Annotated in this window: 16 protein-coding genes; 10 read left to right on the top strand and 6 right to left on the bottom strand. The window is 69.2% G+C overall.

Features of this window, described 5'->3' with window-relative positions:
- The first annotated feature begins 11 nt into the window (after positions 1–11).
- Both BUR28_RS02730 and BUR28_RS02725 read left to right on the top strand, forming a co-directional pair.
- Positions 12–854 carry an arginyltransferase gene (locus BUR28_RS02730; RefSeq protein WP_074218718.1) on the top strand — a complete coding sequence of 281 codons (843 nt, stop codon included), beginning with the start codon at positions 12–14 and terminating at the stop codon, positions 852–854.
- A 199-nt stretch (positions 855–1,053) separates the two neighbouring features.
- Positions 1,054–2,553 carry a peroxidase family protein gene (locus BUR28_RS02725; RefSeq protein ID WP_074218717.1) on the top strand — a complete coding sequence of 500 codons (1,500 nt, stop codon included), beginning with the start codon at positions 1,054–1,056 and terminating at the stop codon, positions 2,551–2,553.
- A 40-nt stretch (positions 2,554–2,593) separates the two neighbouring features.
- On the opposite strand, the gene BUR28_RS02720 is transcribed toward BUR28_RS02725, so the two are convergent.
- From BUR28_RS02720 to BUR28_RS02710, 3 genes are all read right to left on the bottom strand, one after another.
- On the bottom strand, positions 2,594–4,954 hold the full coding sequence (locus tag BUR28_RS02720; protein ID WP_074218716.1) for a TRAP transporter large permease: 2,361 nt from the start codon (positions 4,952–4,954) through the stop codon (positions 2,594–2,596).
- 18 nt (positions 4,955–4,972) lie between these two features.
- The gene (locus BUR28_RS02715) at positions 4,973–5,902 is read right to left on the bottom strand and encodes a TRAP transporter small permease subunit (protein WP_074218715.1); all 930 of its coding nucleotides are present in this window, start codon (positions 5,900–5,902) and stop codon (positions 4,973–4,975) included.
- 121 nt (positions 5,903–6,023) lie between these two features.
- On the bottom strand, positions 6,024–7,109 hold the full coding sequence (locus BUR28_RS02710) for a TRAP transporter substrate-binding protein (RefSeq protein WP_074218714.1): 1,086 nt from the start codon (positions 7,107–7,109) through the stop codon (positions 6,024–6,026).
- Positions 7,110–7,626: 517 nt separating this feature from the next.
- On the opposite strand from BUR28_RS02710, the gene BUR28_RS02705 reads away from it, so the two are divergent.
- From BUR28_RS02705 to ilvN, 3 genes are read left to right on the top strand one after another with little or no spacing between them, the layout of a single operon-like run.
- Positions 7,627–9,381 carry an acetolactate synthase 3 large subunit gene (locus BUR28_RS02705; RefSeq protein ID WP_074218713.1) on the top strand — a complete coding sequence of 585 codons (1,755 nt, stop codon included), beginning with the start codon at positions 7,627–7,629 and terminating at the stop codon, positions 9,379–9,381.
- On the top strand, positions 9,378–9,956 hold the full coding sequence (locus BUR28_RS02700; protein ID WP_074218712.1) for a hypothetical protein: 579 nt from the start codon (positions 9,378–9,380) through the stop codon (positions 9,954–9,956). Before BUR28_RS02705 ends, BUR28_RS02700 begins: the two co-directional genes overlap by 4 nt.
- Positions 9,957–10,010: 54 nt before the next feature.
- The gene (gene ilvN / locus BUR28_RS02695; RefSeq protein WP_074218711.1) at positions 10,011–10,574 is read left to right on the top strand and encodes an acetolactate synthase small subunit; all 564 of its coding nucleotides are present in this window, start codon (positions 10,011–10,013) and stop codon (positions 10,572–10,574) included.
- Between the two features lie 81 nt (positions 10,575–10,655).
- On the opposite strand, the gene BUR28_RS02690 is transcribed toward ilvN, so the two are convergent.
- Both BUR28_RS02690 and BUR28_RS19195 read right to left on the bottom strand, forming a co-directional pair.
- Positions 10,656–10,907, bottom strand: coding sequence for an EF-hand domain-containing protein (locus BUR28_RS02690; RefSeq protein WP_074218710.1), 252 nt, complete (start codon positions 10,905–10,907; stop codon positions 10,656–10,658).
- A 248-nt stretch (positions 10,908–11,155) separates the two neighbouring features.
- A complete protein-coding gene (locus tag BUR28_RS19195; RefSeq protein WP_074218709.1) occupies positions 11,156–11,395 on the bottom strand; it encodes an EF-hand domain-containing protein in 240 nt (79 codons plus the stop codon).
- A 441-nt stretch (positions 11,396–11,836) separates the two neighbouring features.
- Between BUR28_RS19195 and BUR28_RS02680 the strand changes: the two genes are divergently transcribed.
- The 4 genes from BUR28_RS02680 to BUR28_RS02665 all read left to right on the top strand — a co-directional run bounded on the left by BUR28_RS02680 (position 11,837) and on the right by BUR28_RS02665 (position 15,639).
- Positions 11,837–12,841, top strand: a complete 1,005-nt coding sequence (locus tag BUR28_RS02680) for a hypothetical protein (RefSeq protein WP_074221488.1) — start codon at positions 11,837–11,839, stop codon at positions 12,839–12,841.
- 11 nt (positions 12,842–12,852) lie between these two features.
- Positions 12,853–13,734, top strand: a complete 882-nt coding sequence (locus BUR28_RS02675; protein WP_074218708.1) for a dihydrodipicolinate synthase family protein — start codon at positions 12,853–12,855, stop codon at positions 13,732–13,734.
- Positions 13,735–13,961: 227 nt separating this feature from the next.
- Positions 13,962–14,165, top strand: a complete 204-nt coding sequence (locus BUR28_RS02670; protein ID WP_074218707.1) for a hypothetical protein — start codon at positions 13,962–13,964, stop codon at positions 14,163–14,165.
- Positions 14,166–14,352: 187 nt separating this feature from the next.
- Entirely contained in the window at positions 14,353–15,639 is a 1,287-nt protein-coding gene (locus BUR28_RS02665; RefSeq protein WP_074218706.1) for an O-acetylhomoserine aminocarboxypropyltransferase/cysteine synthase family protein, read from the top strand.
- Between the two features lie 10 nt (positions 15,640–15,649).
- Here BUR28_RS02665 and BUR28_RS02660 read toward each other — a convergent pair whose 3' ends face one another.
- Positions 15,650–16,333 (bottom strand): SIMPL domain-containing protein, encoded by a 684-nt coding sequence (locus tag BUR28_RS02660; protein WP_074218705.1) that lies wholly within the window; start codon positions 16,331–16,333, stop codon positions 15,650–15,652.
- A 162-nt stretch (positions 16,334–16,495) separates the two neighbouring features.
- Between BUR28_RS02660 and BUR28_RS02655 the strand changes: the two genes are divergently transcribed.
- Entirely contained in the window at positions 16,496–19,090 is a 2,595-nt protein-coding gene (locus BUR28_RS02655) for a hypothetical protein (protein WP_074218704.1), read from the top strand.
- Positions 19,091–19,128: the final 38 nt, after the last annotated feature.

Here is a 19,128-nt window from a genome sequence, read left to right as displayed (position 1 = left end):
CCCTCGGACCGATGCGCCACACGCTCCCGCTCGCGCCTCAATTCTATGTCACGGCCCCCCAGCCCTGCCCCTATCTGCCCCGGCGGATGGAGCGCAAGCTGTTCACCGCGCTCCAGGGCGAAACCGCCGAGACGCTGAACGACGCGCTGTCCAAGCAGGGCTTCCGGCGCTCGCAGAACGTGCTCTACCGACCGGCCTGCGCCGATTGCGCCGCCTGCCTCTCGGCGCGCATCCGGGTGGCGGACTTCAAGCCCAGCCGCAGCCAGCGCAAGGCGTGGAACCGCAACGCCGACCTGAAGCGGCAGGCGAGTTCGCCCTGGGCCACCGAGGAACAGTACACGCTGTTCCGCCGCTACCTCGACAGCCGGCACGCCGATGGCGGGATGGCCGACATGGACATCTTCGAATTCGCCGCGATGATCGAGGAAACGCCGGTGCGCTCGCGCGTGGTGGAATACAGCGCCGAGCCCGAGCCCGAGCCGGGCAGCCGGCACCGCCCGCTGGCCGCGGTCAGCCTGACCGACATCCTCGATGACGGGCTTTCGATGGTCTATTCCTTCTACGACCCCGAGCGCACCAAGCTGTCGGTCGGCACCTACGTGATCCTCGACCATGTCGAGATCGCGCGCGAGGCGGGGCTGCCTTACGTCTATCTCGGCTACTGGGTGCCGGGCAGCCCGAAGATGGGCTATAAGTCGAGCTTCTCTGCCCTCGAGATCTACAAGAACGGCCTATGGCAGGAACTCGGCGACCCGACGGATCACGAGGGCGAGACCCATCCGCTTTCGGTCGCGCCGATCGCCGAGCAGGTCGCCAAGATCACCCTGCCCGACAGCCGCCCGACCAAGGGCTGAGCGCCGCGTGCCCCGCAACGACCGTCGGCATTTTCCCCCGCTGCGTGCCGTGACACGCGGTCGGCCGACGCTCGCGCACCGGACCGTCCCCACGAAAAACGCGCCGCTTTCGAGGGCGCGTCGTGCTATACAGTAAATCTATTCCAGTTCGAATTTGGTTTCCTGTGCAGAAATTTTCCTTTTTTGGAGAGGCAAAGCTTTGTCATACGCCATTAATCTCAACCCGCATCACGGCGGCGCGGGCCGGCACCCGACCCGCAACTCTCTCAACACGCTGTCGGGCCATGACGACCCGGGCAAGTTCGGGCGCATGTTTCCGGGCCTGCCCGGCCTCAATGTCGACGACGACCGCCTGCAGGCCCTGTCGCAGGCGATGATGGACGACGGCAGCCTGAGCGGCGACAACCCGCGCATTCCGGCGGGCTTCACCTATCTCGGGCAGTTCGTCGACCACGACATCACGCTCGACCTGACCTCGCTCGGCGAGAAGATGCGCGACCCGACCGCGGTGCAGAACTTTCGCAGCCCGAGCCTGGATCTCGACAGCATCTATGGCCGCGGGCCGGATGGCAGCCCGCACATGTATGCCCGCGATCCCGGAACCGGAAAGCCGACGCCCAAGCTGCTTGTCGGGCGCAACATCACGGTCGATTTCGGCGGCATCACCGGCGAGTTCCGCAACGACCTGCCGCGCAGCCCCGAGGGCCAGGCCCTGATCGGCGATCACCGCAACGACGAGAACCTGGTGGTGGCGCAGACCCACCTGGCGTTCCTGAAGTTCCACAACAAGGTGGTGGACATGCTCGCGGATCAGGGCGTCGCCGACGAGGCGCTGTTTCTCGAGGCGCGCCAGACGGTGACCTGGCACTACCAGTGGATCGTGCTGCACGACTTCCTCGGCCGGCTGACCGCGCCGGGGACGGTCGACCGCATCCTGCATGACGGGCGCAAGTTCTACCGCTTCAAGCGGCTGCCCTACATGCCGGTGGAATTCTCCGGCGCCGCCTACCGGCTGGGGCATTCGATGGTGCGGCAGGACTACGATTACAACCGGGTCTTCCCGAATGCCGATTTCTCGCTGCTGTTCGGCTTCACCGGGCTGTCGGGCCAGATCATCGGCGATCTTGCGCCGCAGCCGCCCACCGGGCCGCTGCCGGTCTCGCACCTGCCGTCGAACTGGATCATCGACTGGCGCCGGTTCTACGACCTCGACGACACCGTCACGCACAGCCCCTCCCGCAAGCTCGACGGCTTCCTCGCCGCGGAACTGCACACGCTGCCGGGCGGCGGCGGCAACCTCGCCTTCCGCAACCTCAAGCGCGGGGTGCAGATGGGCCTGCCGTCGGGACAGTCGGTCGCCGAGGCCATGGACATCCACGACCGCATCACGGCGGACGAACTGGCCAGCGGTCCCGACGGGCAGGTCGCGGCGCAGCACGGCCTGCACACCCAGACACCGCTCTGGTACTACATTCTCAAGGAGGCGGCTGTGAAAGGCGACGGCGAGCGGCTGGGCCCGGTGGGCTCCGCGCTGGTGGCCGAGGTGCTGGTCGGCCTCGTCCATGGCGACCAGCAATCCTACCTGTGGCAGCGCGGCCCCGGCTGGCGGCCGACCCTGCCCGGCGCGACCGACGGCGATTTCACGATGGCCGACATGCTGCGGCTGGTCGACGAGTTGAACCCGATCGGCGACGGCTGAGGACAGCCCCCCGATGCCGGGCGGGCACCCGGCGCCCGGCTCACCCCCCCGGCAGCAGGTCCGGCACGATGGTCACGATCCCGGGGAAGGCCCAGAGCAGCGCAAGCCCGACCACCTGGATCAGGACGAAGGGCAGAACGCCGCGATAGATCTGCAGCGTCGTGACCTCCTTCGGCGCGACGCCGCGCAGGTAGAAGAGCGCGAAGCCGAAGGGCGGCGTCAGGAAGCTGGTCTGCAGGTTCACCGCGATCATGATCGTCACCCATTTCGGATCGAAGCTTCCGCCATAGATCACCGGGCCCACGATGGGCACGACGATGTAGATGATCTCGAGGAAGTCCAGCACGAAGCCAAGGATGAACAGCACCAGCATCACGATCAGGAACACCGTGAACTCGTTGTCGAAGCTGCGCAGGAACTGCTGGATGTAATGCTCGCCCCCGAAGGAGATGACGACCAGGTTCAGAAGCTGCGAACCGATCAGGATGGTGAACACCATCGAGGTGACCTTGGCGGTCTCGCGCACCACCGGCGGCAGAACGCCGGACCGGAACAGCACCCAGCATGCGTAGAGGATGCCGAACATCGCGAAGTGATACGCGCCCTGGGCGACGAAGAAGGCCACCCAGTCCTCGAAGGGCACCGTGTCGCGGCTGACCCGCAGGTCGAAATTCACGCCGGCCAGGATCATGATGACGATGGCGAAGGACGCCCAGATGATCAGCTTGCCGCTGCGCTGCTCTTCCTTGAGCTTGCGATAGGCCGCGAGCATCAGCGCCCCGCCCGCCCCCAGCGCCGCCGCGGGCGTCGGGTTGGTGATGCCCCCGAGGATCGAGCCGAGCACCGCCACGATCAGGACGAGCGGCGGGAACACCACGCGCAAGAGGTCGGACTGGCCGAGCATGCCCACCGCCACGCGCACCCCGTAAAGCGTCAGGGCCAGCGGGATCGCCAGGATCAGGAAGCTCGCGCCCGACGATGTCAGTGGCGAGATGAACAGCGCATCGGCGAGGAAGGCCAGCGCGACGCCGGCCGCCCCGATCAGCAGCGGGCGCGGATCGGCGCCCGGCACCACGCCGCGCGCGGTGGTCAGCAGCAGCGCCAGCAACACGAAGCCGGTCACGATGGAAGTCGAGAGCGGCGCGGCTGCGGCGATCTTCTCTGCGCGTGCCACGGCCAGTTCCTCGGCGCTGCGTTCATGCGCCTCGACGGCCCCGCCCGACTCGTCGATGGCCCGTTGCTGGGCGACCGCGCGGTCCCATTTCTCCTGCCCGTGCAACTCGATCATCGCCGCGCGGCACCGGTCGGAGACATTGGTGCGCAGGACGGCCGCCTCGCCGCGGTCGGTGTAGCTGCTGACGGTGATGTCCTGGCTGCCGACAAGACCCACGGCGCCCGCCAGCAGCGCGCCGCCGATCAGCGCGACCGGCGCGCCCAGAAACCACACCAGCGCCTCGTTGCGCGACTGCGCGGGCCTGCCCGCCGCGCCGCCGTCGATGACCGGCGGCGCCTTGGACGGGTTGAAAAGCGCGAAGCCGAAGGCATAGGCGGCGTAGAGCCCGGCCAGCAGGATGCCCGGCAGGATCGCCGCCTGGAACAGCGTGCCGACCGAGACCACCGCGGCTTCGCCCAGGTAGGTCAGCGCGTCGGAACAGCCCACCTCCTGCGCCCGGGCTTCCTGCGCGGTGGCGTAAAGATCGCCCGCCAGCGTGCCCAGAAGAACGATGACGATCGAGGGCGGGATGATCTGGCCCAGGGTCCCGCTCGCCGCGATCACCCCGGTGGCCAGTTCCGGCGAATAGCGGTTGCGCAGCATGGTCGGCAGCGACAGCAGCCCCATCGTCACCACGGTCGCCCCCACGATGCCCGTGGACGCGGCGAGGAAGGCCCCGACGACCACGACCGACACGGCCAGCCCGCCCGGCCAGGGGCCGAAGACCCGCGCCATGGTGGTGAGCAGGTCGTTGGCGATCCTCGACCGCTCCAGCGTGATGCCCATCATCACGAACATCAGCACCGCCAGCAGCGTCTCGATCGACTGCCCCGCCAGCACGCGCTCGTTCATGCGGTTGACGATGAAGCTGATGTTGCGGTCCAGCGCCATCTCCCAGCCCTGCGGGAACAGCGCGGTCCCGTAGCGGGGCAGTTCCGGGTATCGGAAGACCGAGATCTCGTTGGGATGGATGCCCTGCGCGACCAGCGTGTCATAGGCCGCGCTGCCGGTGTCGATGGCCTGGTGGATGAGCAGCCCCGCGCTGTCGAGCGCGGCGATGATCCCGAACGAGATGACCGCCGCGCCGCCGATGGCGAAGGCGACCGGGAAACCCGACAGGATGCCCGAGAACAGGCAGAGAAAAACGATAATCAGGCCGATCTCGATGCCGTCTAGTCCGAAAAGCATGTGACTCGCCCCGCCCCTTTAATGCGCGCCTTCATAGGCGTCGTCGCCTGCCCCGAGGCTGTCCCTGTCGAGGTATTTCCCCGCGCTCTCTTCCCCTTCGACATATTCGAGGAACGAGCGGTAGAAGAACGCGATGGCCTGCAGGAACACCAGCGCGGTGAAGGCCACCAGCAGCACCTTGAACAGGAAATAGCCGTTGAAGCCGTTGGGCGAGAACCCGATCGTCTCGACGTTCCACCGCAGCGCGCGCGCCTTCATCATCAGCCGGTCGAGCGACTCCGAGGCCGAGGGCTTGGGCGTGATGAGATGCCGCCACAGGAAGTACCAGCCGTACATCCAGGTCAGCACCGCGGCCGGCACCATGAAGAACAGCGCCCCGAACATGTCGATCAGCCGCTTCGTGCGGTGGCTGACGGCGGAATAGACCAGGTCCACGCGCACGTGGCCCGACTGCACGAAGGTGTAGGACACGCACAGGCACACGATCATCGCGTTGTAGAACTTGAGCTCTTCCGACCACCAGCTGAGGTCCTTGGCAAAGGAATAGCCCAGCGGCCCAAGCTGGATCTCGGCCACCCGGAAGATGCGCTGCAGGAACACGATCATGATCTGCTGCAGCACCATCAACAGGCCCGCCCAGGCGAAGAACCGGCCCACGGTGTTGGCGAAGCCCTCCAGCACCCGCACGGTGCCCCACATGATCGACCGCCGCCACAGCCCCAGCGCGGTCAGCACCAGGAAGGCCGCGAACACCACGAAGAAGAATTCGACCGAGCCGCCGTAATAGACGACGCGCATGATCGCTTCCTTGTTCGACCAGTCCAGCCACAGCCCGGGATGCGTCACCGCGTAGCCGAAATTGTAGAACGCCATCGCGATGTTCGTCAGAATCCAGAGCCCCCCGTCGACCAACGCGCCCAGCGCGCCGGGCGATGCCGCGTCTTCCATCTTCGCCCCCCTGTCGCTTAGGCGTCGCGAATCGGGCCCGATGCCCCCGCGCCCGATGCAAAACGCCGAAGGTGGCGCCCCCGCGCATGGGCGGGGGCGCGCCGGTTCCGGCCGCGTCGGCTCAGAGGCCGATCACGCGGTCGCGCTGTTCGGTGAAGATCGCCTGCGAGCGGCTGTTCCAGCCGGCCGAGCTCTTCAGCGAGGCCATGTAGCTTTCATGGCACGTCGCGTAGATCTCGTCGTCCATCGACTCCTGGATGACCTCCTGCGCGGCGGCGCCGAAGGCGTCCCAGACGGCGTCGGGGAATTCCATGACCTGCACCCCGGCGGCCTGCAGACGCTGCAGCGCGGACGAGTTGTTGGCCATGAACTGCGACATGTTCCAGCCGTGGCAGGCGGTCGCGACCTGCTGAACCGCGGCCTGCTGCGCCGGCGTCAGGCTTTCCCAGGTGTCGAGGTTGAGCGTCAGGTTCAGAACCGGGCCGGGCTCGTGGAAACCGGCGGTGTAGTAGATTTTGGTGATCTCCTGGAAGCCGGCCTTCTCGTCGGCCCAGGGGCCGATCCATTCGGTGCCCTCGATCGCGCCCGAGGCCAGTGCCTGGTAGACTTCGGCGCCCGGCAGGTTCTGGACGCTCGCGCCCAGCTTGCCCAGCACCTCGCCGCCCTGGCCGGGCATGCGGAACTTGAGGCCCTGGAAATCCTCGGGGCTGTTGATTTCCCGCGAATACCAGCCGCCGGCCTGCGGGCCGGTATTCCCCGCCGGGAAGGCCTTGAGACCGAAGATGCCGTAAAGCTCGTCCGCCAGTTCGCGGCCGCCGGCATGGTAGAACCAGTTGTTGAATTCCTGGAACGTCATGCCGAACGGGATCTGGCTGAAAAACGACAGCGCGGGGTGCTGGCCGAGGAAGTAGTAGTCGACCCCGTGATACATGTCGGCCTGCCCGGCCGAAACGGCGTCGAACACCTCGAAGGCGCCCACGAGTTCGCCGGCCGCCTTCAGGTCGACCGTCAGTTGCCCGTCCGTGACCGCGGTGATCCCGTCGGCGCAATACTGCGCCGCGTCATGCACGCCGGCCAGCCCGCGGCCCCAGGTGGTGACCATCGTGAGCGTGCGCTTGCCCTGCGCATAGGCCGGCGCGGCCAGCGTCGTGGCGGCGGCGGCCGAACCGCCCAGCGCGGACGTTCTCAGGAAAGAACGGCGATCCATAGGTTATCCTCCCAGATTTAGGCCCGCCATCGACGGGCGGATCGTTTGAATGCACGCAATCTAGCCGCAGCTTCCCGTCAATTAAATAGCCGGAATGGTCCGCGTTGGATTTTCCCGATGTCGAAGACCGGCCGCCTGGACGCAACACGAGCAGCCAGGGCGCCCGGCGCCGCCGGATCGTTCACCGCCGCCGGACCTGCGCGGGACGCCCGCCCCAAGGCACGGTCGGGTTTGCGATCCGTGCGCCGAGACGCCCCCGGCCGCAACAAATGCAAAGGCTAACTTGTCGCGGAGCACGAAAATTATGGCTTTTGCAGCTTGACCCTGCACCGGTGCACTCCTAATGTCCCGCGCACGCGACCCGAGGAGTGCCCGATGGCGATCGTACTCGTAGTGACGGAAGACAGGCGCATGGGCCGGTAGGACGGACCCTGGGTTACCCCCATGCGCCCCCGAAACCCGGGGGCTTTTTTGTGCGCGACAGGATGCAGGACCGGCGGAGAGCACGGAGAGACAGATGACACAGATGACCGGCGCGAAAATGGTGGTTCAGGCCCTCAGGGACCAGGGCGTCGAGGTAATCTTCGGCTACCCGGGCGGCGCCGTGCTTCCGATCTATGACGAGCTGTTCCAGCAAAGCGACATCCAGCATGTCCTCGTCCGACACGAACAGGGCGCGGTCCACATGGCCGAGGGCTATGCCCGCTCGACCGGCAAGCCCGGCGCGGTTCTGGTCACCTCGGGTCCCGGCGCCACGAACGCCGTCACCGGGATCACCGACGCGCAGATGGACTCGATTCCGCTGGTCGTGCTGTCGGGCCAGGTGCCGACCTTCATGGTCGGCAACGATGCCTTCCAGGAGGCCGATACGGTGGGCATCACCCGGCCCTGCACCAAGCACAACTGGCTGGTGAAGGAGACCGACCGGCTGGCCGAGACCATTCACCAGGCGTTCCATGTCGCGACCAGCGGACGCCCCGGCCCGGTGCTCGTCGACATCCCCAAGGACGTGCAGTTCGCCCAGGGCACCTATGTCGGCCCGCGCGCCGCGTCGGACGGTCATTACCGCCCGCAGGTGAAGGGCGACCGCGAGATGATCACCCGCCTCGTCGAGGCGATGGAGAGCGCCGAGCGCCCGATCTTCTATACCGGCGGCGGCGTGATCAACTCGGGCGACGCGGCCACCCAGTTGCTGCGCGAGCTGGTGGAGGCCACGGGTTTTCCGATCACCTCCACGCTGATGGGGCTCGGCGCCTACCCGGCCTCCGGCAAGAACTGGCTGGGCATGCTGGGGATGCACGGGCTCTACGAGGCCAACCTCGCGATGCACGACTGCGACCTGATGATCAATATCGGGGCGCGGTTCGACGACCGGATCACCGGGCGCGTCGCCGATTTCAGCCCCGGCTCGCGCAAGGCGCATATCGACATCGACCCCTCGTCCATCAACAAGACGATCCATGTGGACTTCCCCGTGGTGGGCGACGTCGCCCATGTGCTGGAGGACATGCTGCGCATCTGGAAATCGCGCGGCCGCAAGGTGAACAAGGAAGGCCTGAACCGCTGGTGGGGCCAGATCGAGGAGTGGCGCAAGGTGGACTGCCTCCGCTACACGGGCTCCGACAAGGTCATCAAGCCGCAATACGCCGTCCAGCGGCTGGAGGCGCTGACCAGGCATCGCGCCGACCGCTACATCTGCACCGAGGTCGGCCAGCACCAGATGTGGGCGGCCCAGTTCATCGGCTTCGAGGCCCCGAACCGCTGGATGACGTCGGGGGGGCTGGGCACCATGGGCTACGGGTTGCCCGCCTCGATCGGGGTGCAGGTCGCCCACCCCGACGCGCTGGTCATCAACGTCGCCGGCGAGGGCTCTTGGCTGATGAACATGCAGGAGATGGGCACCGCGGTGCAGTACCGCCTGCCGGTCAAGCAGTTCATCCTGAACAACGAGCGGCTCGGCATGGTCCGCCAGTGGCAGTCGCTCTTGCACGGCAACCGCTACTCGCATTCCTGGTCCGAGGCGCTGCCCGACTTCGTCAAGCTGGCCGAGGCCTTCGGCTGCAAGGGCATCAAGTGCGAGGACCCGGCCGATCTGGACGAGGCGATCCAGGAGATGCTGGCCTATGACGGCCCGGTGATCTTCGACTGTCTCGTGGAAAAGCACGAGAACTGCTATCCGATGATCCCGTCCGGCGAGCCGCATAACAAGATGCTGCTCGGCGAAGACACCGGCGAGGACGCGATCAAGGCCGGCGGGGCGGTGCTGGTGTGAGCCGGGCGCTGGCCTTTGCCGCGTGCCTGGCGCTTGCGCCGCTGCCGGGCGCGGCGCAGGATTTCGCCGGGCTCGACATCGGCCAGAGCGCGGCCGCCTTCGGGACGCTCGGGCCGCCGGTTTCGGCGGGCGCCGCAAATCCGGGCTACATGGCGACGCTGTGGCACCAGCCCGGCGGCAACCAGCTTTCGGTCACGACCGACAGCGCCGGGCGCATCGTCTACATGGAGAATTTCCGCGGGCCGGCGGCACCGCCCTCGGTGGGCATGGGCCTGCGGTTCGGCGCCACGACGCGGGGCGAGGTGCTCGCGCTCACCGGGTCGGGCGGCATGGTCTTCCCCGGCCGCGGCGCGCAGGTGGCGACGGGCGCGGAGACCGTGCATTTTCACACCTACGGGCTGACGGGGCGGCCGGGCGTGCTGGCGACCTTCGCCTTCGTCGGGCCCAGCGGCGCCCCGCCCGACGGCGCGCTGCTCGACTCGGTGATCCTGTCGGACGCCAGCTACCAATCGATGATCTGGGGCGGCCCGCCGGTGCCGACGCCCGGCTATGCCGAGATCGACATGCGGTTCTGAGGCGATAACCTCGGGCGACACACCCCTGAACGGGACAAGGACGACGGAACGGACATGGCAGCAGCACTCAACATCCAGAAGGGCACGTCGAAGCATTCGGCCTACGACCTGCGCGACCCCAATGCCGAGACGGTGGAGCGGCACACGCTCGCGGTGATCGTGGACAACGAACCCGGCGTGCTGGCCCGCGTGATCGGGCTGTTCTCCGGGCGGGGCTACAATATCGACAGCCTTACCGTGGCCGAGGTGGACCATACCGGCCACACCAGCCGCATCACCATCGTCACCACCGGCACGCCCGCCATCATCGAGCAGATCAAGGCGCAGCTCGGGCGCATCGTGCCGGTCCACGACGTGCACGACCTGACCGTCGAGGGCCCCTCGGTGGAACGCGAACTGGCGCTCTTCAAGGTGAAGGGCGAGGGCGAGAAGCGGGTCGAGGCGCTGCGCCTGGCCGACATCTTCCGGGCCAACGTGGTGGATTCGACGCTGGAAAGCTTCGTCTTCGAGATCACTGGCACGCCGCAGAAGGTGGACGCCTTCGGCGAGCTGATGCGCCCGCTGGGCCTGATCGAAATGGCCCGGACCGGCGTCGCGGCGCTGGCCCGCGGAAGCTGAGCGCAAACGCGAAGGCCCCGCCGCATCGGGCGGGGCCTTGCGCCGCCGGGCCGCACCCGGCCGGCCGCGTGGGGCGCGGCCTCAGCTCTCGGTCGAGACCATCCCCGCGTCGAGCCCTTGGGCAACCTCCCGTTCGGAGATCTCGCCGTCGTCGTTCATGTCGAGCGACTCGAACTCCGCCTCGGTGGCGGTGGGATACTCGCTCTGGAATTCCGTGAACGACACCTCGTCATCGGCGTTCTTGTCGAGAAGCGGCGGCACGTCCTGCGCGAACGCGGCCCCGCCGCCCATGCCGACACAAAGGATCGTGGCGCAAAGGGTGTTCCGTTTCATGATGGGTCTCCTTGGCTTTGGTCTGTCGTTCCTTCGAACGAAGGCCACGGTTCGTCGCGGCCCTCGACCACATCAACGCACGCGGCGCCGCTTGTCTCCGTAACCTCTCGAAATCGCGATCAATTCTGGAACACTCGTGAAAAGCGCCCGGGCGGCGCCCGCCGCGCATACGGGAGAAGACCCCCGGGGGATGCAGGGGCCTTCTCCTCCGGGCGGGTGCCCGGACGGGCGCGGGGACGCCCGCGTTCTCAGCCCTCGGACGGGATCAGACCGACCTCCTCGGCCGAGGCCAGTTCCGCCTCCGACACCATCCCGTCACCGTCGGAATCGATGCTTTCGAAGGTTTCCTCGGTGGTCGAGGGATAGACGGCCCGCATTTCCTCGAAGCTGACCATCCCGTCGCCATCCGCGTCGAGGCTCTGGGCGAACGCCGCGCCCCCGCCGAGGGTCAGGCCGAGAAGGGCGGCGCAAGCGGTGATACGTTTCATAGTTCTTTCCTCCGTGAGTCGGTTTGTGTTGTCGGTCCCGTCGCTCTGCGCGGAACCCGCCTTCCGGATACACCCGGAAACCGCAGGCGGAAGGGCCAAGGCAGCATGGCCACGACGCCGGGCGGCGGGCCGCCAAAACAGGGACTTGGCGGGCGCGGAGGGCTGCCGGCGGGTCGGCGGGGGGACGCCGACGGCAAAAGCCCACCGTCGCGCACGACCGGTCCGGGCGGCGCGGCGCCGACGGGCGCGCCCGGCAGGCGACGGCGACTCGGCCCCGCGAACCCACCGGCATCGCGTGCCCCGACCCGGCCCCAAAGACTGGCCGACAGCGGGGCCGGTCATGTCGGGGGTGAAAGCCCCCGTTCGGCCGCGCGCCCCGCTTTCGGCCACCGACCGCAGCGCCTATAGTGGCGCGGAACCGGGCAAAAGAAACGGATGCTCATGGCCCAGGCACGGGCGGACCGAACCGAATTTAACATCGTGATCGTCGCCCAGAACGGCCGCCTGCAATACGAAGCCGTCCTGTTCGCGGCCTCGCTCCGGGCCTCGGACCCGGGCTTCGCCGGTCGACTGCTCGTGGCGGAACCGCAGCCGGGGCCGCTCTGGGACAGGGACCCGCGGATCGGCGATCCGGGCGTGCGCGACCTACTCGGCGGGCTGGGCGCGGAGATCGTGCCCTTCGAGTGCCGCGCCTTCGGCGCCGCCTACCCCCAGGGCAACAAGATCGAGGCGCTTGCCGCCCTGCCCGAGTGCGAACCCTTCGTGTTCTTCGACACCGACACGCTGGTGACCGGCGCGCTTTCCGGCGTGCCCTTCGGTTTCGACCGCCCCGCCGCCTCGATGCGGCGGGAGGGCACATGGCCCGAGATCGCGCTTTATGGGCCGGGCTACACCGCGACATGGCGGGCGCTCTACGACCGCTTCGGGCTCGACTTCGAAAGCTCGCTCGACCTGTCCCACCCCGACGAATACTGGCAGCGCTATCTCTATTTCAACGCCGGCTGGTTCTTCTTTCGCTGCCCCCGCGCCTTCGGCAGGCGCTTTCTCGATTATGCCACGGCGATCCGCGACGACCCGCCGCCGGAACTCGTCTGCCAGTCCCTCGACCCCTGGCTCGACCAGGTGGCGCTACCGCTGGCGATCCATTCTCTCGGCGGCGGGCGGCCCGGGCCGGAGCTCTGCGGGCTCGACGGAGAGGTGACCTGCCACTGGCGCACCCTGCCCCTGCTCTATGCCCGCGAGAGCGACCGCGTCGTCGCCGTTCTGGAAGACATCTGCGCCCCCAACAGGGTCAAGAAGGTGATCAAGGCGCACGAACCTATCAAGCGCTTCGTCTACCAGGGCAAGGGCGCCCGGGCGCGCGCACTCTTCGACCGCGCCGCCCTGCCCCGACGCGAACAGGCGATCCGCAACCGGTTGAAGAAACACAATCTCTGGATGCGTTGAGGGAAAGAAAGATGGACGGATTGCACGGGGTCATCCCCTATATAGCCACCCCCCTGAAGGCCGATGGCCGTGTGAACCGCGAAGTTCTGACGCGGCTTTGCGAGCATCTGATCGCGCAAGGGGTGCAGGGGCTCTGCCCGCTGGGCTCCACCGGCGAGTTCGCCTATCTGACGCGCGAGCAGAAGGCCGAAGTGGTGGAAACCGTGGTGCAGGCCGCACAGGGGCGTGTGCCGGTGATCGCCGGCGTGGCCTCGACGGCGACCGCCGACGCCGTCAGCCAGGCCCGCGACTGGGCGGCGCTGGGGGCGGACGGCATTCTCGCGGTGATGGAGGCGTATTTCCCGATCCCCGAGGCGGGCGTCGTAGACTATTTCACCGCCGTGGCCGAGGCCACCGACCTGCCCGTCACGATGTACACCAACCCCAATTTCCAGCGCTCGGACCTGTCGCTGTCCGCGATCGGGACGCTCAGCCATCACCCGCGCATCGCCTATCTCAAGGATGCCTCGACCAATACCGGGCGTCTGTTGTCGATCATGAACCGCACCGAGGGGCGCATCGGCATCTTCGCCGCCTCGTCGCATATCACGGTGGCGGTGATGATGATCGGGGGCTTGGGCTGGATGGCGGGCCCCTCCTGCATCGTGCCCGCGCAAAGCGCCGAGCTGTACCGCCTGTGCCGGGCGGGCGCATGGGACGCGGCCATGGACCTGCAACGCCGCCTCTGGGCGGTGAACGAGGCCTTCGCACGCTTCAATCTCGCCGCGGCGATCAAGGCGGGTCTTGCGCTTCAGGGGTTGGATTGCGGGCCTCCGGTGCCCCCGCAGGCGCCGCTGACCGAGACCCAACTGGCCGAGTTGCGGACGATCCTGCAACGCCTCGATGCGCTTTGACCGGGGCGGGTGGCGCCACGCTTGCGGCGGATCGCCGCTAAACCCGCCGGTTTTCCGGACCGAGACTAAAGAAGCACTTGCGGTTTCCGAAACGCGCTATATACGTCCCGCCCGAAGCTTTGCCTGTATCGGTGGACGCGGTCCCGAGTACAAAGCAGGACGGTGCACGGTGTCGGTCCGTGCATGCCATCCAGCCACCTTGCTCACTCTGGAACGCTTTGAAATCCATGCCCCAAGATTGCCAAGACGCCCTGTTCGAGGTCCTCGAGACGCTGGTGGGCCTCGACACGTTCCTCGCCGCGTTCGCCGCCCGCAACGGGACCGGCGGCCTCGATTTCGAAGAGGTCAGACGCAAGCTTGCCGAGGCCGAGCATAGCGTGCTCAAGGCGGCCGACCTGCCAACCGGCGGGTCGGGCTCGCGGCTGCACTGACCGCACGCCCGGCCGCGGCCTGCAGCCCCCGATCGCGCGGCCGTCCCGCAAGGCGCCGCGCAGCGCGAACGGAATTCCTGTCCCGCCGCGCCGCGCGCACCCGCGTCCTTTCCCCCTGCGCCGTGTTGTGGGGTCGGCGACGATGCCGTAAAGCTGACGCAAACGGGAAAGAGGGAGTTCCGATCCGATGAGCGAGGGTCCTACCTACGGCTTCGACACGCTGCAGATTCACGCCGGCGCCCGGCCCGACCCGGCGACCGGGGCGCGGCAGACGCCGATCTACCAGACCACGTCCTACGTGTTCCGCGACGCCGACCACGCGGCGGCGCTCTTCAACCTGCAGGAGGTGGGCTACATCTATTCCCGCCTGACCAACCCGACGGTCGCGGTGCTGGCCGAGCGCATCGCGACGCTGGAGGGCGGGGTCGGCGCGGTCTGCACCTCGTCGGGGCACGCGGCGCAGATCCTGGCGCTGTTCCCGCTGATGGGGCCGGGCAAGAACATCGTGGCCTCGACCCGGCTTTACGGCGGGACCGTCACCCAGTTCAGCCAGACGATCAAACGCTTCGGCTGGTCGGCGAAATTCGTCGATACCGACGATCTCGACGCGGTCAAGGCGGCCATCGACGACGACACCCGCGCGATCTTCTGCGAGGCGATCGCCAACCCCGGCGGCTATGTCACCGATCTGGACGCCATCGCCAGGATCGCCGAGGAGGCGGGCCTGCCGCTCATCGTCGACAATACCTCGGGCACCCCTTACCTTTGCCGCCCGATCGAGCACGGGGCGGCGCTGGTCGTCCACTCCACCACGAAGTACCTCACCGGCAATGGCACGGTGACCGGCGGCGCGGTGGTCGATTCCGGCGCGTTCGACTGGTCGGCCTCGGGCAAGTTCCCCTCGCTCTCCGAGCCCGAGCCCGCCTATCACGGGCTGAAATTCCACGAGACCTTCGGCCCGCTCGCCTTCACCTTCCACGGCATCGCCGTGGGCCTGCGCGATCTCGGCATGACGATGAACCCGCAGGCGGCGCATTACACGCTGATGGGGATCGAGACGCTGTCGTTGCGCATGCAGCGCCACTGCGAGAACGCGGTCAAGGTCGCGACCTGGCTGGAAAACCACCCCAAGGTCGCGGCGGTCACCTATGCCGGTCTGCCGTCCTCGCCCTATGCCGAGCGGGTGCCGCGGATCTGCCCCAAGGGCGCGGGCGGGCTGTTCACCTTCGCGCTGAAGGGCGGCTACGAGGCCTGCGTAAAGCTCGTGGACGCGGTGCAGCTGTTCAGCCATGTCGCGAACCTGGGCGACACGCGCTCGCTGATCATCCACTCGGCCTCGACCACCCACCGCCAGCTGACCGAGGACCAGCAGGTCGCCGCGGGCGCCGCCCCTGACGTCGTGCGCCTGTCCATCGGGATCGAGGATGCCGACGACCTGATCGCCGATCTCGAACAGGCGCTGGACCAGCTCTGAGGCCCGCGCCTCACTCGCCGAGCGCGTAGACCACGGTCACCCGGGCAGAGAACGAGACCTCGCCCGGGGCGACCGGCACCCCGCCGCCCGCGGCCGCGGCGGCCTCCAGGCGCATCGGCTCGGGGCGCTCGGCGCCGCCCTCGCGGATGGAGACGACCGCGCCAAGCGCGCGGCCCGCCGCCCCGGCATAGAGCGCGGCCTTCCGCGCCGCGTCGGCCACCGCCCTGCGCCGGGCCTCGTCCTCGACCGGCGTCGGGTCCTGCAGCCCGAAGCGCAGCCCCTCGAACAGGTTGGCGCCATCGGCCAGCACCGCGTCGAGCGTCGCGCCCAGCCCGTCGAGATCGCGCTGGCGCACGCGCAGGGTGTTGGACGCGCGAAACCCGGTGATCTCCCGGCGCTGGCCCTGGTCGGCCAGGCTCCGGACCGGCGCGAGGCGCAGGCCCGCGGTCTGCAGGTCGCGCTCGGCGATGCCGACCGCGCGCAAGCGCTCGAAGATGCGCGACAGGTCCGCCGACACCAGGCCCATCGCCTCCTCGGCCGTCACGGCGTTGTGGGTCACGCCCAGCGTGAGCGTCGCCATGTCGGGCGCGGCCTCGGCCCGGCCCTGCCCCGTGACGGTCAGCTGCGCGCCCCCCTGCGCCGCGAGCGGCTGGGCCAAGAAGAATAATAGGGGCAGAAGCAAGGCGATGCGCATGGGGTCGGCCTTTCGTTGCAGTGTGCTCGGGGTCACAAGCATCGCGCCTCTCCGCCGATGCGGCAAGGAATTCCAGGCCGCCCCTTATGCCGCCCGGGGTTTTCCTGCTATACTTCATTAATCCCGGTTTCGCGCCGGGACGGGGCTGGTTAGAAAGCGGTAATGAGACCAGGGTTTGCGCTGACGCTCTCCGAGGACGGGATCGGCCTGCTGCACCGCGCCAAGGGCGGATGGCAGAGGATCGGGGACGTGTCGCTCGACGATCCCGGCCTGGGCGAGACGCTGCGGCTGATGCGCGGCACGGCCGAAGGGCTGGCGCGCGGCAAGCTGCACACCAAGCTGGTCATTCCCGACAGCCAGGTGCTTTACACCACGCAGCCGTTGCGCGGCGAGACCCCGGCAGAGAAACACGCAAGCCTGCTGAACGGGCTCGACGGCCTGACGCCCTACGCGGTCGACGAGATCGTGTTCGACTGGCAGGAGACCGGCGACGGCCGGGCCCGCCTTGCCGTGGTCGCGCGCGAAACGCTCGCCGAGGCGGAAGCCTTCGCCGACCAGCACGCGTTCAACCCGGTCTGCTGCGTCGCCGCGCCGCCTGCCGACCAGTTCGGGGGCGAGGCGTTCTTCGGGCCGACCTCGGTGGCTGGCCGTGTCCTCGAGAATGGCGAGTCGCCCGAACGCGACAGCGCGCCGGTGCGGCCCGGCGCGATGGCCGATTACGCGGCCGGCGACGAGCCCGCGGCCCGTCCGAAACCCGCCGGCCCGGCCAAGGCATCGGCGGGCGAAGCCGACCGCCCGAAAGCCGCACCGGCCAAGCCTGCCCCTGCGGAACCCGAACCGGAGCCGGCCGAAACAGCGCCGGAAACGCCTCCGGCCGCCCCCCCGGACGAGGACGCACCGCAGGACAGGACGCCGCCCTCATTCTCCACGCGGCGGGCCGGCGACGCCCCCGCCCAGTCCGACGACAGGTCGTCCGCGACGGTGCCCTCGCGCCTGACGCTCGGCACCGAAGACGGCGGCACGTCGGATGCCGACCCGACGCCGGAGCAGGCGCCGTCGGCGACCCCGAGCGAGGCGCCGGAACAGGCGCCATCCGCGGCAGCGCCCGCGGCGCCGAAACCGGTGACGCCGGCGCCGCAGCCCCCGCGCCCGCAGGAGGCCGCCCCGGCCACGGCAAGCGCTCCAAAACTGCCCCCCGCTCCTCCGCCCTTGACCGCCCACCGCCCGGCGGCAGCGCCGCCCAAGATGCCGAAGCCGCACCCTGCGGCCACCGGCCGGCCGCCCGACAACGGCGAGGGCATGCAGGGCTTGGCCGCGGCGTTGCGCCGCCCGAGCCCGGGTCTGCTGGGCGGCCTTGTCCTGAGCGTCCTTCTGCTGGTCGCGATGGCCGCCATCGGGCTCTGGTCGCTCGGCGACGACCCAGGCGAGATTGCCGCCACCGTGCCCGACGCCACGTCTCCCGACAGCGCGGCGCAGCCGGACACGGCGGCCACGGCCTCCGCGCCCGGCACGCCGCCGTCAGCCCCCGAGACGCCCCCCGCCATGGCCGAGACCGCGGCGATCGAAGCCTATGCCAGCAGCGGCCTGTGGCAGCGCGCCCCGGAACCGCCCGCCGCGCCCGGCCAGGACCGGATCGAGGAGCTGTTCATCGCGGCGCTCGAACCTGGCCTCCGCGCCCCTGTGGCCCCGCCCCTGCCGGACCCCGCCGCAACGCGCGCCATCGACGCGGAACTGCCGCAGCAGGCGAACCCGCCGGCGGCGAACGACATCGCCGCGCGGCAACCGCGCCCCGGGGCGGACGCCACGCCCGGCGGTGCGACCGAACCGGTGGTTGCGGATATCCTGCCCGCCCCGGACGAGCCCGGCGACGCGGCCGCCCCCGCCCCGCAAGTCGTCCTCGGCCGGCCCGAGATTACCCCGCCGCCGCGCCCGACCTTCGTCTTCCCCGTGACCGAGGGACGCCCGCCGGCGGTGCCGCCCGCGCGCCCCGCGCCGAACGCCGCGCCGGCACCGGAGGCCGCCCCGGCCGGCGATCCCGCCTCCGACGCGCAGACCGACACGCGCCCACCGGCTCCGCCCGTCGATACCGCGCCCGCCACGGAAACGGCGGCGGCGCCGGCAGAGCCCGCCCCGCTGCCCGAGGGCGTCGTCATCGCCGCGAGCCCCGAGATCGCCGCGCGCCTGACGCCGTTCCGGCCGCGCCTGCGCCCGGACGGGATCGCACCCGCCGCGCTGGCGCCCGCCCCCGACCCGGCGGCGCAACCCGGCCCGCGCCCGCTCCCGCGCCCCCTCGAACGGGTGGCGCTGCCCGGTGCCGAGAACGGCCCGGAAGGCCCGGTCGAGGAAGACGTCGCCGCCGCCGTCGCCGCGGCGCTTGCCGCGAACCCGCTGCCCGCGAATGCCATCGTCCGCTCGATCCGGCCGGTCTCCCGCCCCGAGGACCTGGCCGCCCGGGTGGCCGCCACGGCCCCGGCCGTGCCGCAGACCGCCACGGTGCGGCCGTCGATTCCGACCACTGCCTCGGTCGCCCGGCAGGCGACGGTGTCGAACGCGATCAACCTGCGACAGTTGAACCTGATCGGGGTCTACGGCTCGTCCAGCGACCGCCGCGCGCTGGTGCGTCTGCCGAGCGGGCGCTACGAGAAGGTCAAGGTCGGCGACCGCATTGATGGCGGCCGTGTCGCCGCAATCGGCGAAAGCGACCTGCGCTACGTGAAAAACGGGCGGAATATCGTGCTCGACCTTCCGGGCGGCTAGCCGGGGCGCCGCATCGCTGGACATCGGCGAGGGCGGCG

It is taken from the genome of Rhodovulum sp. ES.010 (assembly GCF_900142935.1).
In the GTDB taxonomy this organism is placed as follows: domain Bacteria; phylum Pseudomonadota; class Alphaproteobacteria; order Rhodobacterales; family Rhodobacteraceae; genus Rhodovulum.
The sequence above is the reverse complement of the archived record's forward strand: the minus strand, read 5'-3'. Positions and strand labels throughout refer to the sequence as shown.

Excerpts from the sequence above, each read along its gene's own strand:
- BUR28_RS02730 (WP_074218718.1), top strand. The coding sequence starts at position 12 with ATGCGCCACACGCTCCCGCTCGCGCCTCAATTCTATGTCACGGCCCCC.
- BUR28_RS02720 (WP_074218716.1), bottom strand. The coding sequence starts at position 4,954 with ATGCTTTTCGGACTAGACGGCATCGAGATCGGCCTGATTATCGTTTTT.
- BUR28_RS02715 (WP_074218715.1), bottom strand. The coding sequence starts at position 5,902 with ATGGAAGACGCGGCATCGCCCGGCGCGCTGGGCGCGTTGGTCGACGGG.
- BUR28_RS02710 (WP_074218714.1), bottom strand. The coding sequence starts at position 7,109 with ATGGATCGCCGTTCTTTCCTGAGAACGTCCGCGCTGGGCGGTTCGGCC.
- BUR28_RS02705 (WP_074218713.1), top strand. The coding sequence starts at position 7,627 with ATGACACAGATGACCGGCGCGAAAATGGTGGTTCAGGCCCTCAGGGAC.
- ilvN (WP_074218711.1), top strand. The coding sequence starts at position 10,011 with ATGGCAGCAGCACTCAACATCCAGAAGGGCACGTCGAAGCATTCGGCC.
- BUR28_RS02690 (WP_074218710.1), bottom strand. The coding sequence starts at position 10,907 with ATGAAACGGAACACCCTTTGCGCCACGATCCTTTGTGTCGGCATGGGC.
- BUR28_RS19195 (WP_074218709.1), bottom strand. The coding sequence starts at position 11,395 with ATGAAACGTATCACCGCTTGCGCCGCCCTTCTCGGCCTGACCCTCGGC.
- BUR28_RS02680 (WP_074221488.1), top strand. The coding sequence starts at position 11,837 with ATGGCCCAGGCACGGGCGGACCGAACCGAATTTAACATCGTGATCGTC.
- BUR28_RS02675 (WP_074218708.1), top strand. The coding sequence starts at position 12,853 with ATGGACGGATTGCACGGGGTCATCCCCTATATAGCCACCCCCCTGAAG.
- BUR28_RS02670 (WP_074218707.1), top strand. The coding sequence starts at position 13,962 with ATGCCCCAAGATTGCCAAGACGCCCTGTTCGAGGTCCTCGAGACGCTG.
- BUR28_RS02665 (WP_074218706.1), top strand. The coding sequence starts at position 14,353 with ATGAGCGAGGGTCCTACCTACGGCTTCGACACGCTGCAGATTCACGCC.
- BUR28_RS02660 (WP_074218705.1), bottom strand. The coding sequence starts at position 16,333 with ATGCGCATCGCCTTGCTTCTGCCCCTATTATTCTTCTTGGCCCAGCCG.
- BUR28_RS02655 (WP_074218704.1), top strand. The coding sequence starts at position 16,496 with ATGAGACCAGGGTTTGCGCTGACGCTCTCCGAGGACGGGATCGGCCTG.